General features: G+C 63.0%; 15 protein-coding genes. 9 read left to right on the top strand and 6 right to left on the bottom strand.

Features of this window, described 5'->3' with window-relative positions; genetic code table 11:
• Positions 1–6 precede the first annotated feature (6 nt).
• Positions 7–1,290 (top strand): polyhydroxyalkanoate depolymerase, encoded by a 1,284-nt coding sequence (locus BLT65_RS20440; RefSeq protein ID WP_007583390.1) that lies wholly within the window; start codon positions 7–9, stop codon positions 1,288–1,290.
• Positions 1,291–1,421: 131 nt separating this feature from the next.
• On the opposite strand, the gene BLT65_RS20445 is transcribed toward BLT65_RS20440, so the two are convergent.
• Positions 1,422–2,054 carry a TetR/AcrR family transcriptional regulator gene (locus tag BLT65_RS20445; RefSeq protein WP_007583389.1) on the bottom strand — a complete coding sequence of 211 codons (633 nt, stop codon included), beginning with the start codon at positions 2,052–2,054 and terminating at the stop codon, positions 1,422–1,424.
• A gap of 418 nt (positions 2,055–2,472) precedes the next feature.
• Here BLT65_RS20445 and rsxB point away from each other — a divergent pair, with 418 nt between their 5' ends.
• From rsxB to BLT65_RS20460, 3 genes are all read left to right on the top strand, one after another.
• The gene (gene rsxB / locus BLT65_RS20450; RefSeq protein ID WP_091780662.1) at positions 2,473–3,345 is read left to right on the top strand and encodes an electron transport complex subunit RsxB; all 873 of its coding nucleotides are present in this window, start codon (positions 2,473–2,475) and stop codon (positions 3,343–3,345) included.
• 9 nt (positions 3,346–3,354) lie between these two features.
• Entirely contained in the window at positions 3,355–3,999 is a 645-nt protein-coding gene (nth, locus tag BLT65_RS20455; protein WP_042310279.1) for an endonuclease III, read from the top strand.
• Positions 4,000–4,132: 133 nt separating this feature from the next.
• A complete protein-coding gene (locus BLT65_RS20460) occupies positions 4,133–4,567 on the top strand; it encodes a DUF1841 family protein (RefSeq protein ID WP_036003650.1) in 435 nt (144 codons plus the stop codon).
• A gap of 103 nt (positions 4,568–4,670) precedes the next feature.
• Here the strand turns inward: BLT65_RS20460 and BLT65_RS20465 are convergent, their stop codons facing one another.
• Both BLT65_RS20465 and BLT65_RS20470 read right to left on the bottom strand, forming a co-directional pair.
• Positions 4,671–5,054, bottom strand: a complete 384-nt coding sequence (locus BLT65_RS20465) for a c-type cytochrome (RefSeq protein WP_091780313.1) — start codon at positions 5,052–5,054, stop codon at positions 4,671–4,673.
• Positions 5,055–5,165: 111 nt separating this feature from the next.
• Positions 5,166–5,546 (bottom strand): c-type cytochrome, encoded by a 381-nt coding sequence (locus BLT65_RS20470; protein ID WP_007583383.1) that lies wholly within the window; start codon positions 5,544–5,546, stop codon positions 5,166–5,168.
• A gap of 374 nt (positions 5,547–5,920) precedes the next feature.
• On the opposite strand from BLT65_RS20470, the gene BLT65_RS20475 reads away from it, so the two are divergent.
• The 5 genes from BLT65_RS20475 to BLT65_RS20495 all read left to right on the top strand — a co-directional run bounded on the left by BLT65_RS20475 (position 5,921) and on the right by BLT65_RS20495 (position 11,298).
• Positions 5,921–6,763 carry an AAA family ATPase gene (locus BLT65_RS20475; RefSeq protein ID WP_042310284.1) on the top strand — a complete coding sequence of 281 codons (843 nt, stop codon included), beginning with the start codon at positions 5,921–5,923 and terminating at the stop codon, positions 6,761–6,763.
• A gap of 43 nt (positions 6,764–6,806) precedes the next feature.
• On the top strand, positions 6,807–7,982 hold the full coding sequence (locus BLT65_RS20480) for a vWA domain-containing protein (protein ID WP_091780316.1): 1,176 nt from the start codon (positions 6,807–6,809) through the stop codon (positions 7,980–7,982).
• 124 nt (positions 7,983–8,106) lie between these two features.
• Positions 8,107–9,318 (top strand): benzoate/H(+) symporter BenE family transporter, encoded by a 1,212-nt coding sequence (locus BLT65_RS20485; protein WP_091780320.1) that lies wholly within the window; start codon positions 8,107–8,109, stop codon positions 9,316–9,318.
• 292 nt (positions 9,319–9,610) lie between these two features.
• Entirely contained in the window at positions 9,611–10,564 is a 954-nt protein-coding gene (gene tal, locus BLT65_RS20490; protein WP_042310290.1) for a transaldolase, read from the top strand.
• A 293-nt stretch (positions 10,565–10,857) separates the two neighbouring features.
• A complete protein-coding gene (locus BLT65_RS20495; protein ID WP_091780323.1) occupies positions 10,858–11,298 on the top strand; it encodes a VOC family protein in 441 nt (146 codons plus the stop codon).
• Between the two features lie 4 nt (positions 11,299–11,302).
• On the opposite strand, the gene BLT65_RS20500 is transcribed toward BLT65_RS20495, so the two are convergent.
• From BLT65_RS20500 to BLT65_RS20510, 3 genes are all read right to left on the bottom strand, one after another.
• Complete coding sequence (locus BLT65_RS20500) at positions 11,303–12,502, bottom strand: FUSC family protein (protein WP_091780325.1); 1,200 nt, start codon at positions 12,500–12,502, stop codon at positions 11,303–11,305.
• A 180-nt stretch (positions 12,503–12,682) separates the two neighbouring features.
• On the bottom strand, positions 12,683–14,233 hold the full coding sequence (gene mctP, locus BLT65_RS20505; RefSeq protein ID WP_091780328.1) for a monocarboxylate uptake permease MctP: 1,551 nt from the start codon (positions 14,231–14,233) through the stop codon (positions 12,683–12,685).
• Positions 14,230–14,457 carry a DUF3311 domain-containing protein gene (locus tag BLT65_RS20510; RefSeq protein WP_042310297.1) on the bottom strand — a complete coding sequence of 76 codons (228 nt, stop codon included), beginning with the start codon at positions 14,455–14,457 and terminating at the stop codon, positions 14,230–14,232. The genes mctP and BLT65_RS20510 overlap by 4 nt, the downstream gene beginning before the upstream one ends.
• Positions 14,458–14,580: the final 123 nt, after the last annotated feature.

Consider the following 14,580-nt stretch of genomic DNA (forward strand, 5'->3'; position numbering starts at 1 on the left):
GCACCCATGCTCTATCAAATCCACGAATTCCAGCGGGCACTTTTGAGCCCGCTCACCGCCTGGGCTCAGGCTGCCTCGAAATCGTTTGCGAATCCGGCCAGTCCGCTCGCCTATGTGCCGGGCGCCACACGCCTGTCCGCTGGCTACGAGCTGCTGTACCGCCTCGGCAAGGACTACGAGAAGCCCGAGTTCAACCTGCACCAGATCGTCAAGGACGGCCATAACATCCCCATCGTCGAGCAGACGATCGTCGAAAAGCCGTTTTGCCGGCTGATGCGCTTCAAGCGCTATTCGGACGACAGCGACGCTGTCACGCAACTGAAGGAAGAACCCGTCGTGCTGGTGTGCGCGCCGCTGTCGGGTCACCATTCCACGCTGCTGCGCGACACCGTCAAGACGCTGCTGCAGGATCACAAGGTGTACATCACAGACTGGATCGACGCGCGCATGGTGCCGATCGAAGACGGTACGTTCGATCTCGACGATTACATCGCGTACATCCAGGAATTCATCCGCCACATCGGCGCGAAGAATCTGCACGTGATCTCGGTGTGCCAGCCTACCGTTCCCGTGCTCGCCGCCATTTCGCTGATGGCGAGCCGCGGCGAAGACACGCCGCGCACGATGACGATGATGGGCGGCCCGATCGACGCGCGGAAAAGCCCCACGGCCGTCAATTCGCTGGCGACGCAGCATTCGACCGAATGGTTCGAAAACAACGTCATTTACAACGTGCCACCGAACTATCCGGGCTTCGGCCGCAAGGTGTATCCGGGTTTTCTGCAGCACACGGGCTTTGTCGCGATGAATCCGGAACGTCACGCGGCTTCGCACTGGGACTTCTATCAAAGCCTTCTGCGCGGTGACGAAGAAGATGCGGAAGCGCACCGCCGTTTCTATGACGAATACAACGCGGTGCTCGACATGGCTGCGGAATACTATCTGCAGACCATCCGCGTCGTGTTTCAGGAGTTCAGCCTCGCGGAAGGCACGTGGGAAGTGAACGGCGAACTGGTACGCCCGCAGGACATCACGAAGACCGCCCTCTTCACGATCGAAGGCGAACTCGACGACATCTCCGGCAGCGGCCAGACGCGCGCCGCGCATGAGCTGTGTACGGGCATCCCCGAAAAGGATCGCCGCCATTTCACGGCGGAAAAGTGCGGGCACTACGGCATCTTCTCGGGCCGTCGCTGGCGCACCATCATCTATCCGCAGTTGCGCGACTTCATCCTCGAGCACACGCCGAAGGCGACGACACGCAAGACGGAAGAGCGCGTCGAAGCGTAAGCGCACATCGGCGCAAGCCGCGTGCCGCGGGCGCAGCCAAATGTTGCGCCTGCATCGAACGGATTGCAGCGGATTCCAGCGGATACGAAAACGGCCTCTTGCGAGGCCGTTTGTCCGTCAGGCGTTCAGGCTTAGCGACGCATCAGATACGCAAGCAGGATTTCGGTGTTCATCTGGATCACTTCGCTGCGCTCGGCGGCTGCGCTGAAATCGCGGCCAAGCGTGGCTTCGAGCGTGAAGCGGTTCGACACGATGTAGTAGCCCATCCCCGACAGCGTCACATAGAAGCGCAGCGGATCGACGTTCGTGCGAAACAGGCCTGCGCGCTGGCCGCGCTCGAGTATCGAGCCCAACGTGGCAACGATCGGCGAGATCATTTCGCGAATGCGCGTGGACTTCTGCATATAGCGCGCCTCGTGCAGATTCTCGTTGTTCACGAGTCTCAGCAATTCGGGGTGATCGCGATAGTAATCCCACACGAAATGCGCGAGCCGCGTGACGGCCTCGACAGGCGCGACGCCTGCGAGATCGAGCGTGCGCTCGGCTTCCGTGAGCGCGCTGAACGCGTGTTCGAGGACTGCCGTGAAAAGCTGCTCCTTGCTACCGAAGTAGTAGTAGAGCATGCGTTCATTGGTCTCCGCGCGGCGGGCGATCTGGTCGACGCGTGCGCCGAACAACCCACCATTCGCGAACTCTTCGGCCGCCGCGAGCAGAATGCGGCGACGGGTGCCTTCAGGATCTCTTTTGATTTTCGGCTGATTCATGGTGGCATGTGCTTCGTGAGCCGCGTTATCCGGATCGCTCGCCGTCCAATTGCCTGGCCTTGCAACGGCGGCGCTGCGCGGGGCTGGTTGGTGGGAACACCTTCCTGCGGTCTTACAAAAAAGCGCTTCGATTATGGCACATGCTTCGGTAATAACAACTGGGGAAATCGGCGATAATACGCATTTGACCGATCGACGAACGCCCTTGCAGCGCCGCGTTGACGGTTGCCCTCGCGGCCCGGCGCCCCACGCGGTTTGCGCGATCTGCGAATGCGTCTCGGTGCATACCCGATAATGCACACCAAACGGTGCGCACCCAATGGCGCACACCAAACGGTGCGGTTGATACCGCATCCATTCGATCACACGCATTCGCCGCGCCGGTGAACGGCAACAGCATGTCCCCCACGTCTTGACCGTGACAGAAACCAAAACACTCGCGGATCTCATCGAAGATCTGCTGCCCCAGACACAATGCACGAAGTGCGGCTATCCCGACTGCCGTGCTTACGCCTTAGCCATCGCGCAGGGCGAGGCCAGCTACAACCAGTGCCCGCCCGGCGGCGCGGAAGGCGTCGCGCGGCTCGCGAAGCTGCTCGGCAAGCCCGTGATTCCCCTCAATCTGGACCATGGCGTCGAGCGGGCGCGGCCCGTCGCGTTCATCGACGAGAGCCTGTGTATCGGTTGCACGCTGTGCATGCAGGCTTGCCCTGTCGATGCAATCGTCGGCGCACCGAAGCAGATGCACACGATGGTCGCCGAACTGTGTACGGGCTGTGACCTGTGCGTGCCGCCCTGCCCCGTCGACTGCATCGAAATGATCCCCGTCACGGGCGACAAGACAGGCTGGGACGCGTGGAGCCAGCAACAGGCGGACGCCGCGCGCACGCGTCACGACGGTCGCCTCGCGCGCCTCGCTGCGGATCGCGAAGCGGCAGAGGCGCGCGCGGCAGCCAAACGCGCGGCGGCGGTGTCGGCGAGTTCGCCGGCCCGGGCTGCGCCCGTCGTTGGCCCCGCCCCAACAGAAACGATAGTCGAAGCAGCCGCCGCGCCCGTCGCCGACGCCGAAGCGAAGAAACGCGCGATCATCCAGGCCGCGCTCGAACGCGCGCGCGCGAAGAAGGCGGAAAACGCCGCGCAAGGTCTCGGCCCCAGGAACACAACCGATATCAGCGCAGAAACGCAAGCGCAGATCGACGAAGCCGAGGCACGCCGTCGTCGGCTGGGTATTGCTAACGACAGTTCCGAATCCACACCCAAGCAAGACGTCGATCAACCCAAAAAGTCCTGACCGAGCCGCATGAACGCGACCAAACGACGTGCGATCTACGAGACGCTCCAGAGCCTGAACCCACATCCGACGACCGAACTGGAATACTCGACACCGTTCGAGTTGCTGATCGCCGTGATGTTGTCCGCGCAAGCAACGGACGTCTCCGTGAACAAGGCGATGCGCCGGATGTTTCCCGTCGCCAACACGCCGCAGAAGGTGTTCGACCTCGGCGAGGAAGGTGTCGCCGACTACATCAAGACGATCGGCCTGTATCGCACGAAAGCGAAGAACGTGATCGCGACGTGCCGCATCCTGCTCGACCAGTACGGCGGCGAAGTGCCCGCCGAGCGGGAAGCACTCGAAAGTCTGCCGGGCGTCGGCCGCAAGACGGCGAACGTCGTGCTGAACACGGCATTCGGCCAGCCGACCATCGCCGTCGATACGCACATCTTTCGGGTTGCCAACCGAACGGGCCTCGCGCCAGGCAAGGATGTACGCGCTGTCGAACTGGCGCTGGAAAAATTCACGCCCGCCGAGTTCCTGCAGGATGCGCATCACTGGCTGATCCTGCACGGGCGCTATGTGTGCAAGGCGCGCCGGCCGGAATGCTGGCATTGCGTGATCGAGCCGCTGTGCGAGTTCAAGCCGAAGACGCCGCCGCCTGATCTGTGACGCTGCGGCGCTTGCGCCATCCGTCTGCGCGCGCTGCGGTCGCGGCGTAAAATGAACGGCTGCTGGCGACGTCCGAGCCGACGCACAGCGCAAACAGCCGGCCCCACTCGCTTTCACCGTCCGAAGTCCATCGATGTTCAATCCCAGCCGCGACGAAGTCCGCCGTTTTTTCACCGACACCTGGCGCAAGCAGCGCGCGGGTGAAATCCTGACGCCGCTCGAAGCCATCGCCGCCGACTGGATCATCGAGCATCCGGAGTATCACGCCGAACTCAAGGACGCCGAGGCCGCTTCGGCGCAGGACTACTCTCCCGAACGCGGGCAGACCAATCCATTCCTGCATCTGTCGATGCATCTCGCGATCAGCGAACAGTTGTCGATCGATCAGCCACCCGGCATTCGCGCCGCGCACGACCGGCTCGCCGCGCGCCTCGGCTCCACGCACGACGCGCAGCACGCGATCATGGAGTGCCTCGGCGAAACGATCTGGGAAGCGCAGCGCACCAACACGCCACCCGATACGGACGCCTATCTGCAGCGCATCGAGCGCCGCGCGTCGCGCGACTGACTGACGGCGCGAACCTTCGCGCCAGCTGAAACCCGTCGCATGAAAACAAACACCCCGCCACGGCGGGGTGTTTGTCGTGATCCGTCAGCGAACGTGCAGCGGCTTACTTCTTCTGCACGAGGTCGCCGTCCAGCGATTCGATGTACGCGGCGATGTCCTTCATGTCGCTCGGCGACAGGCTTTGCACCTGGGCCTGCATGATCGCGTTGTTGCGGCCGAGGTGCGGGTTGCCCGTGCCCATCTGATACTGGCGCAGCGCCCAGTAGACGTAATCCGCGTGCTGACCGGCGAGCTTCGGATATTCGGGCGTCACGGGCTTGTTCAGATTCGGGCCGTGGCAGGCCGCACAGTTGTGGCTCTCGGAGAGCGCCTTGCCGTTGGCGGCATCCGCCGCGTGCGCGTTCGATGCGACGACAAAACCGGCCAGCGCGAGCGTCGCGCATGCAGCCTTGACCACCGTATGAAGTGCGTGGGGATGCTTCTTCATGGATTCTCCTGTGTCGACGGACGTCTGCGCTTTAGCGCCTACCGCCGTCCCATGCAAACTGGTTGCGCCGCGAACTGAATGAGCCGATGACGCGCTGGCGCGCGCCACCCGTCATTTGTCGGGATTATTCTTCGAAGAGGCCGTCTGCACCGAGTAATACGCGGCGATGTCGGCGATGTCCTGGTCGGTCAGCGTCACGGCGATTGCATGCATCGTGTCGAAATGGCGGTCGCCCTTTTTGTACGCGTGCAGCGCGTTTTCCAGGTAGGTCCGGTTCTGGCCGCCCAGCATCGGCACCCGGTACACCTCGGGGTAAGCCGTACGATAGTCGGGAATACCGTGACAGCCGATACACATCGCGACCTTGCCCTGTCCCGCCTTGGCGTCGCCCACGATATCCGCTGCCTGCGCAGTTGCCGCCAAAGTTGCCGCAAAACCCGCGGCCACCGACATCGCTGCGACCACGACATGTTTGCCAACGAATTTGTTCATAGCTCTTTTAACCTGGCTTGAGGGGGAACGGGCGCCCAAAAAGGCTACGGCCTGCGCCGTTTTACTTGTCTGGGTTGCCACGCAGGCCAAAAAAATCGGCCCAATTGTACCGCGACGCCGCGCCGGGCGTCCACCGGACAGGACCCGACCCCTGCCCCGGCAGAGCGCCGCGCCACAAGGCGTCGCGCGAAATGCCGAAATGGGACAGTCATAACCGGCTTCCATCCGGGCGCGGCGGATTGCCGCATGCGGAAATCCGTCTCTTGCACGCGCCGCGCATACCGTCCGACGCGGCTGACACCTTACGCGCGCCCCGCGGAGCACAACAGGCCTTCTGACTTATACTGGAATTTTTCCCGAACGAGCGTCCTGTCATGCGTTTCGAAGGCTCATCGCAATACGTCGCCACCGACGACCTCAAGCTCGCGGTCAATGCCGCGATGACGCTCAGGCGGCCCCTGCTGATCAAAGGCGAGCCGGGCACGGGCAAGACGATGCTCGCAGAGGAAGTCGCGGCGGCCCTCGACATGCCGCTGTTGCAGTGGCACATCAAGTCCACCACAAAGGCACAGCAGGGTCTGTACGAATACGACGCCGTATCGCGTCTGCGCGATTCGCAGCTCGGCGACGAGCGCGTGAAAGACATTCGCAACTACATCGTCAAGGGCGTGCTGTGGCAGGCGTTCGAGTCGGATGAACAATCGGTGCTGCTGATCGACGAAATCGACAAGGCCGACATCGAGTTTCCGAACGATCTGCTCCGCGAACTCGACCGCATGGAGTTCTACGTGTACGAGACGCGCGAGCTGGTGAAGGCGAAGCACCGGCCGCTCGTCATCATCACGTCGAACAACGAGAAAGAACTGCCTGACGCGTTCCTGCGCCGCTGCTTCTTCCACTACATCAAGTTCCCCGATCCGTCGACGATGCAGCAGATCGTCGAAGTCCACTACCCGGGCATCAAGCAGGAATTGCTGCGCGCCGCGATGGAAAGCTTCTTCGAGCTGCGCAACGTGTCGGGGCTGAAGAAGAAACCGTCCACCTCCGAACTGCTCGACTGGCTCAAGCTGCTGCTCGCCGAAGACATTCCGCCCGAAGCGCTGCGCTCGAAGGATCAGAAGCAGATTGTGCCGCCGCTGCATGGCGCGCTGCTGAAAAACGAACAGGACGTGAGCCTGTTCGAGCGGCTCGTTTTCATGAACCGCAACAACCGCTGATTGCGCGACTGACGCCAGGCGAACACGGATCGGAGACAAGGGCATGCTGATCGACTTTTTCTACACGCTGCGCGCCGCGAAGCTGCCCGTTTCCGTGAAGGAATACCTGACGCTGCTCGAAGCGTTGAAGGAAAGCGTGATCCAGCCGTCGCTGGACGAGTTCTACTACCTCGCGCGCATGACGCTCGTGAAGGACGAGCAGTATTTCGACAAGTTCGACCAGGCGTTCGGTGCGTATTTCAACGGCGTTGCGCAGAAGGCCGATCTCGCGATGGACGTGCCGCTCGACTGGCTGAAAAAGAAGCTGCAACGCGATCTCAGCCCAGAGGAGAAAGCGCAGATCGAAAAGATGGGCGGCCTCGACAAGCTGATGGAGCGCCTGAAGGAACTGCTCGACGAGCAGAAAGGCCGTCACGAAGGCGGCAACAAATGGATCGGCACGGCCGGCACGTCGCCGTTCGGCAATGGCGGCTACAACCCGGAAGGCATCCGCATCGGCGGCGAATCGTCGGGCAGCCGGACGGCCACCAAGGTGTGGGACCAGCGCGCCTACCGCGACTATGACGATCAGGTCGAAATCGGCACGCGCAACATCAAGGTCGCGCTGCGCCGCCTGCGCCGGTTCGCGCGCGAAGGCGCCGCCGAAGAACTCGATCTGCCCGACACGATCCGCAGCACGGCCGCGAACGCCGGCTGGCTCGACCTCAAGATGGTCCCGGAGCGGCACAACAACGTGAAGGTGCTGATGCTGCTCGACGTCGGCGGATCGATGGACGATCACATCAAGCGCACGGAAGAGCTGTTCTCGGCCACGAAAGCCGAGTTCAAGCACCTCGAGTTCTACTACTTCCACAACTGCGTCTACGATTTCCTGTGGAAGAATAACCGCCGCCGCCATGTCGAGCGGATGGCGACGTGGGACGTGCTGCACAAGTTCACGCCCGACTACAAGCTGATCTTCGTCGGCGACGCGACGATGAGCCCCTACGAAGTCCTCCAGGCGGGCGGTTCGGTCGAATACAACAACGCCGAAGCGGGCGCCGTCTGGCTGCGGCGGCTTGCCGACCATTTCCCGCATCACGCGTGGCTGAACCCGGAACCGGAAGGCTTGTGGGAATACCGGCAGTCGGTTTCGGTTATACGTGAAGTGCTCGGCCACCGGATGTATCCGCTAACGCTCGCCGGCCTCGAAACGGCGATGCGCACGCTAAGCAAGTAAGATCCCGGGTTTTGCCCATCTGCCGGACGAGCCGAAGCGCAACGACGCCGCGGCCGCAGCGGCATTGCGCGCGCTGCCCGGCCAGCACTCACTACACCAACGACGCTACACAGAGACACGCAGGATGACCTCTTCTTCCCCCGACCTCTCCCCCGCCGCGCGCACGCCGCTGCGGCCATTCGCCGATACGTCCCTGTCCGCGCTCGTCGCGGGTTTCGTCGCGATGATGACGGGCTACACCAGTTCGCTCGCGCTGATGTTCCAGGCAGGCCGCGCCGCGCATCTGACGGACGCACAGATCTCCTCCTGGATCTGGGCGCTGTCGATGGGCATGGCGCTCTGCACGATCGGCCTGTCGCTGCGGTTTCGCGCGCCCATCGTGGTCGCGTGGTCGACGCCCGGCGCGGCGCTGCTCGTTTCGTCGCTGCCGCACGTCGCCTATCCGGAGGCGATTGGCGCGTTCGTCGTGTGTGCGCTGTTGCTGACGCTTGTCGGCCTCACAGGCTGGTTCGACACGCTAATGAAGCGGATTCCGGCCGGCATCGCGGCCGCGTTGCTGGCGGGCATCCTGTTCGAGATCGGCATCGAGATTTTCCGCGCTGCGCAATTCCAGACAGCGCTCGTGCTGGCGATGTTCTTCACCTACCTCGTCATCAAGCGTTTTGCGCCGCGCTATGCGATTCCGGCGACGCTCGTCGTCGGCACGGCCGTTGCAGGCGCGCTCGGGCTGCTCGATTTCAGCCGCTTTCATGTGGCCTTCGCCGTGCCTGTGTTGACGCTGCCCGCGTTTTCGCTGTCGGCGGTGATCAGCATCGGCATTCCGCTGTTTGTCGTGGCGATGGCGTCGCAGAACGTGCCGGGCATCGCCGTGCTGCGCGCGGATGGCTACGAGACACCGTCCGCGCCGCTGATCGCGACGACGGGCGCGGCTTCGCTGCTGCTCGCGCCATTCGGATCGCACGGCGTGAACCTCGCGGCGATCACGGCCGCCATCTGCACCGGGCGCGAAGCGCACGAAGACCGGAACAAGCGCTATATGGCGGCAGTCTGGTGCGGCGTGTTCTATCTGATCGCGGGCATTTTCGGCGCGACGATCGCCGCGCTGTTCGGCTCGCTGCCGAAGGCGCTGGTGGTGTCGGTGGCGGCGCTCGCGCTGTTCGGTTCGATCATGAGCGGCCTCACCAACGCCATGCAGGACCCACGGCAGCGCGAAGCTGCGCTCGTCACGTTCATGGTGACGGCATCCGGCTTGACGTTGCTGTCGATCGGCTCGGCATTCTGGGGACTCGTGGCAGGGCTGGTGACGCATGGCGTACTGAACGCACGGCGCGGCTGACGAAAGCGACAAGTAAGCGGGAAAGCGAAAGGCGGAAAGCGCCTGGCGACATGGCGCGAACGGACGGAGGGTGCCCCTGTCAAACCAGCATCATCCGATCCGCCATAGAATAGAAGTAGCGGGCGGCGTTCCACGGTAACATCCCCGGTTTCAGACGTGGACATCGCAGATGACGCGCCTGCGCGGCCGCTCACGTGGCAAAGCGACGGCAAAGCGAGGTGCATGGCGGCCTCGCGCCGCGTCATCATTTCCTGGACCATGGCGCGCGTGCGCCTCGAAGCGAAGGCTCGACATGACTACTGCACTCGATCAACTCAAGCAATACACCACGGTCGTCGCGGACACCGGCGACTTCCAGCAACTCGCGCAATACAAGCCGCAGGACGCGACGACGAACCCGTCGCTGGTCCTGAAGGCCGTGCAGAAGGACGAGTACAAGCCGCTGCTCGAAAAGACCGTGCGCGATCACGCGTCGAAGCCCGTCAGCACGATCATCGACAACCTGCTGATCGCCTTCGGCACCGAAATCCTCAAGATCGTGCCGGGCCGTGTATCGACGGAAGTCGACGCACGTTTGTCGTTCGACACGAAGGCGTCGATCGAGAAAGGACATGAACTCATCAAGATGTACGAGGCGAAGGGCATTGGCCGCGAGCGCGTGCTGATCAAGCTTGCTTCGACGTGGGAAGGCATCCGCGCCGCCGAAGTGCTGCAGAAGGACGGCATCCGCTGCAACATGACGCTGCTGTTCTCGCTGGCGCAGGCTGTCGCCGCCGCGGAAGCGGGCGCGCAACTGATTTCGCCGTTCGTCGGCCGCATCTACGACTGGTACAAGAAGAACGCCGGCAGCAACTGGGACGAGGCGCGCGACGGCGGCGCGAACGATCCGGGCGTGCAATCGGTGCGCCGCATCTACGCGTACTACAAGAAGTTCGGCTACAAGACGGAAGTGATGGGCGCGAGCTTCCGCACCACCAGCCAGATTCTCGAACTGGCCGGCTGCGATCTGCTGACCATCAGCCCCGATCTGCTGCAAAAGCTGCAGGACAGCACCGACAAGGTCGAGCGCAAGCTGGTGCCGGAAGCGTCCAAAGACGCCGACATTGCCCGCGTGCCGACGGACGAAGCGTCATTCCGCTTCCTCGTCAACGACGAGGCAATGGCCACCGAGAAGCTCTCCGAAGGCATTCGCGTATTCGCAGCGGATGCCGTCAAGCTCGAGAAGGTGATCGAAGGTCTGCGTTAAGACCGGCTCGCCTGATTCACTGCGCAAGCAAGGCGCGCGGGGCCCGCAAGGCCCCGCGCGCTTTTTTGTTTGTCGCCCGTTTTGCGCCGCTTTTCTCTACCGCTTCGCGCGCATTCTTTTCCCAATGTGTAAGCGCACTGTCTGCGCTTCGGCACGTTTTACTTCGGTCAACACAGTTTCACATTCGACGCTGCAGCGGCGACTACAATCGTTGGCACGCGTGCGTTCAGTCGCACTCCGTCACTGCGCGTCCGCGCGAAACGACGTCTCAATTCCATTGACAGGAGACAACGATGCAAGTCCAGCCCTATCTGTTTTTCAATGGCCGTTGTGAAGAAGCGCTGAAGTTCTACGGCGAGAAGCTCGGCGCACAAGTGCTGTTCCAGATGCGTTTCCGGGACGCGCCGCCGAACCCGCAGCAACCCATCCGCCCCGGCACCGAAGACAAGATCATGCACGCGTCGGTCAAGATCGGTGCGACGGAACTGATGGCGTCGGACGGCAACTGTGACGACACGCCCGGCTCCGGCACGCACACGGGCTACGGCCTGTCGATCACCGTCGACGATCCGTTGCAAGGCGAAAAGACCTTCAACGCGATGTGCGAAGGCGGCAATGTCGTGATGCCGTGGCAAGCGACGTTCTGGAGCACGGGCTTCGGCATGGTCGTCGACAAGTTCGGCGTGATGTGGATGGTCACCAACCCGCACGAAGGCGACAAGCACGCAAGCTGATTCGTCATTGCCGCGCGGACGCATCGCTCGCGCCGCGTTCGATGTTCCAGTTCGGCTCGCTCGCCGCGAGCAGCGCGCGCAAGCGTTCCACCTGCTCGGCGAAGCGCTGCGCGAGCCAGTATGGCCCCTGTAAATCAGGGGCCATTTCTTCGCACGGAGTCTGCGCGCCCTGCTTCGCTTCCGGCGTCGATGATGTCGCCGCGTCCGGCATCCGGAACTGTGTCGCACCTGCGAAGCGCAACGCACGCGCCGCAGCGAGCAGCGTCAGGCGCACCGCGTTCGCCTCTTCGCCGCAGCGTTGCGCGAACGCGTCGCGCCGATCCGGATGCGCGAGCGTGCCCGTCGACAGCATTTCGAGCGCGCTCAGCATCGAACGATGCAAGCGCTGGATCTCATCTAGCTTCCCAATGGGCAGATCGATTTCCTTGGCCACCGACGGCATCAGCGATCGCAACTGCACCAGCCGCTTGCCCATGCGAATGAACGTGGCAATCTGCTCGTCGCTGCCGACGGGTACGCCCGTCGTCATCCGCGTGTAGATGCGCGCGCATTCGCGCAGATTGTCGGCGAGCAGATAGCGCCATGAGTACGTCGCGTGCAACGGCAGCGCAAACGAAAACGCCAGCGCGATCGCAATGCCGATCAGCACGTTCAGCGTGCGCCAGAGCCCCGTTTCGATCATGTTGTCGCCGTGTCCCGCGACGATGCACATCGTGATCGCCGTCAGCAGCGCGACGTAACCCGCGCTGCCGATCGCAAACCACGCGCAAACGGCGGCAATCACCGACATCAGCACGTAGGTAAGCGTCAGCGAATCGAACAGGTTCTGCTGCAGGATCAGCGCAAGACCGAGCGTCGCGCCGAGCAGCGTGCCCGCCGCGCGCTCCGCCGCTTTCTTGCGGATGTTGCCGTGATGCTGCAAGCCGCCGATCACCACCAGCAGCGTCACCGACGACCAGATGCCGTGCGGAATATCGATGCCCGTCGTCGCGAGGATCGACACGAGCATCGCGAGGCCGACGCGCAGGCTGTGGAAGAACTTGGCGTGGCGATAACGGTAATAAGGCGACGTGACCGCGCGCACGAGCCGGCCGATGCGCGTGCGACGCGGCGCAAGACGCGCGGCGACGGCGTCGTTCGTTCCCGGCGGCGTGCCGGTGACCGGCTTGCCCGGCGGCTTCGGTTGCGGGTCGGCGAGAGCCATCGGTCATCCCAGTTTGGGGTTGCGCGGCAAAGACAGCGACCACACGAGCATAAACGATGTCGGCCCAGGACCGCACTGGCATCCGGCCATTCGCGTCCACAGATCCCGCGCGCCGCGCCAGAAAAAAAGCCCGCAGCATTCGCTGCGGGCTTTCCTGTCAGGCAATCAACCGACGCAAGATCAGGCTTCGTGTACGTCCAGATAATCCTCCGGACGCGTGCGGTCTTCGGCGTGCTTCATGCCGATTCCGCGCACCACGAGGCTGGCGACGACCGACACCACCAGATTGACGATCAACGACCACACAGCCGCATAACCCGGAATCGCGAGGCCACCGACATGGATCGTGTAGATCGAGCCCGCGAGCTTCAGCGAAATCGCCATCCACGTGCCGACGGCGATGCCCACCGCCCAGCCGAGCAGCAGTCCGCGATAGTCGAGCACGCGCGTGTAGAGACCGAGCACGATGGCGGGCAGCGTCTGAATGATCCAGATGCCGCCGAGCAGTTGCAACTGGATCGCATACGTCAGCGGCAAACCGAGAATGAACGCGACGGCGCCGACCTTCACGATCAGCGACACGAGCTTGGCGATGTTGGTCTCCTGCTCGTGCGACATGTTGCGGTTAACGAACTCCTTGTGGATGTTGCGCGTGTACAGGTTCGCGGCAGCAATCGACATGATCGCGGCGGGCACCAGCGCGCCGATGCCGATCGCCGCGAACGCGACGCCGACGAACCACGACGGGAAGAAGTGCAGGAACAGCGCGGGCACCGCGAAGTTCGGGCCGAAGGCCTTGAAGTACGGCGCGAACTCCGGCATGTCCTTCACGCCCGCAGCGAGTGCCATGAAGCCGAGCAGCGCGAGCAGACCGAGCACTAGCGAGTACGCGGGCAACATCGCCATGTTGCGGCGGATCGTGTTGCCCGACGACGACGACAGAACGGCCGTGATCGAGTGCGGGTACAGGAACAGCGCGAGCGCCGATCCCATCGCCAATGTCGCGTACGCGCTATAGCCGTTCAGACTCGACACGTCCGGTGCCTTGAGCAGCAGCTTGGCAGGCGGCACGGCGCTGAAGATATGCCCGAAGCCGCCCAGTTGCGGCGGAATCACGATGATTGCCGCAGCGATCGTGATGTAGATCAGCACGTCCTTGACGACGGCGATCATGGCCGGCGCGCGCAGACCCGACGTGTACGTGTACGCGGCGAGGATCGCGAAGGCGATGATCAGCGGCAGATCGCCGACGAAGCCCTTCGTATCGAAGCCGAGCGCGCCGATCACCACTTCGATGCCGACCAGTTGCAGCGCGATGTACGGCATCGTCGCGACGATGCCCGTCACGGCGACGGCAAGCGCGAGCATGCGGCTGCCGTAGCGCGCGCTGACGAAGTCGGCGGAGGTCACGTAGCCTTGACGCTTCGAGATGCTCCACAGCTTTGGGAACACGACGAACGCGAACGGATAGATCAGGATCGTATAAGGCAGCGCGAAGAAACCCGTTGCGCCTGCGCCGAACACGAGTGCGGGGACGGCGATGAACGTGTAGGCGGTGTACAGGTCGCCGCCCAGCAGGAACCACGTGACGACCGTGCCGAAGCGCCGGCCGCCGAGGCCCCACTCTTCCAGATGCGCGAGATCGCCTTTACGCCAATGCGCGGCGATGAAGCCGAGAATCGTGACACCGATGAAGAACAGAACGAAGACGAAGGTTGCGGTGGCGTTCATCGAGCACCTCCCTTCGAGCGGTTTTTCGTTTTGAAGTACACGACGGCCGTAATCACCGCGCTGATCAGCACCCACAGGAGCTGATACCAGTAGAAGAACGGGAAGTCGAATAGCACGGGTTCGATCTTGTTGTATGACGGCACCCAGATCATCGCGATCCAGGGTAACAGCAACAGCCACAGCCAGTGCTTGCTGGCCTTGTTGGCGTCGGCGTCGTGAGCCATGACGTCTCCTCTTACCTTTTATTGAATTGTGTCCCGCGTCTGGCGGGCAGATGGACCCGGCTGCGGATAGCAGACTGGGCGCCCCGAAAGCCCCGAAAGAGTATCGGAGTGGCGAACGACCGG

The organism is Paraburkholderia steynii, from assembly GCF_900100565.1.
Taxonomy (GTDB): Bacteria; Pseudomonadota; Gammaproteobacteria; order Burkholderiales; family Burkholderiaceae; genus Paraburkholderia; species Paraburkholderia terrae.